Source organism: Polaromonas sp. P1_E1_2 (assembly GCF_056406035.1).
In genome coordinates, this window is record NZ_JBFUAZ010000921.1 from 1 (window position 1) to 1,072 (window position 1,072).

1 protein-coding gene and 1 pseudogene are annotated in these 1,072 nt (G+C 58.9%); both read left to right on the forward strand.

Annotation, left to right across the window (positions count from 1 at the left end):
- Nucleotides 1-688, forward strand: a 688-nt coding sequence (gene dnaN, locus AC1D1P_RS24100) for a DNA polymerase III subunit beta (protein ID WP_477674757.1), incomplete at its 5' end; no start/stop codon positions are given.
- A gap of 114 nt (nt 689-802) precedes the next feature.
- Nucleotides 803-1,072 (forward strand): annotated as a pseudogene (gene gyrB / locus AC1D1P_RS24105) (DNA gyrase subunit B); the annotation flags it as partial.

Sequence of the window (1,072 nt, forward strand, 5' to 3'; positions counted from 1 at the left end):
GCTCAACCAGGTTTCGTTTGCCATGGCGGTGCACGACATTCGCTACTACCTCAACGGCATCCTGTTCGTCGCCGAAGGCAAGCAGTTGAGCCTGGTGGCCACCGACGGCCACCGCCTGGCGTTCTCCTCGGCCACGCTCGACGTTGAAGTGCCCAAGCAGGAAGTGATCCTGCCGCGCAAGACCGTTCTGGAAATGCAGCGCCTGCTCAGCGACAAAGAAGGCGCCATCGAGATGCAGTTCGCCGGCAACCAGGCCAAGTTCAGCTTTGAGGGCATGGAATTCGTCACCAAGCTGGTTGAGGGCAAGTTCCCCGACTACAACCGCGTGATTCCCAAGAACCACAAAAACATCATCACCCTGGGCCGCGTGCCCCTGCTGGCCAGCCTGCAGCGCACAGCCATTCTGACCAGCGAGAAGTTCAAGGGCGTGCGCCTCAACATCGAACCCGGCACCCTGCGCGTGGCCTCCAACAATGCCGAGCAGGAAGAAGCCGTCGACGAGCTCGACATCGACTACGGTGGTGACGCCATCGAAATCGGCTTCAACGTCACCTACCTGATCGACGCGCTGGCCAATATGGACCAGGACATGGTGAAGATCGAACTGGCTGACTCCAACAGCTCTGCGCTGCTGACCATCCCCGACGACGCAGCCTTTAAATACGTGGTGATGCCGATGCGCATTTAACGCGCCGACCACACGCTAACCAACAACCAGACCCGCGACTCTCCGCGGGTTTGGTCATTCAAGAGATTGAAGAAATCGAAGCAATTCGAGAAAAGATCGGAAATAAAGCTGGCTATGACTGAAGAAAACACACCGAACGAAGCCGATCAGGTAAACGTCAACGACGGCGCCGCAGGCGAGGGAAGCTCCAATTTCCAGCCCAAGATCGACACCAACCAGGCCGGCGCGTCCGAAGCCTATGGTGAAGGCTCCATCCAGATCCTGGAAGGCCTGGAGGCCGTGCGCAAGCGCCCCGGCATGTACATCGGCGACACGTCTGACGGCACCGGCCTGCACCACCTGGTGTTTGAGGTGGTTGACAACTCGATTGACGAAGCACTGGCC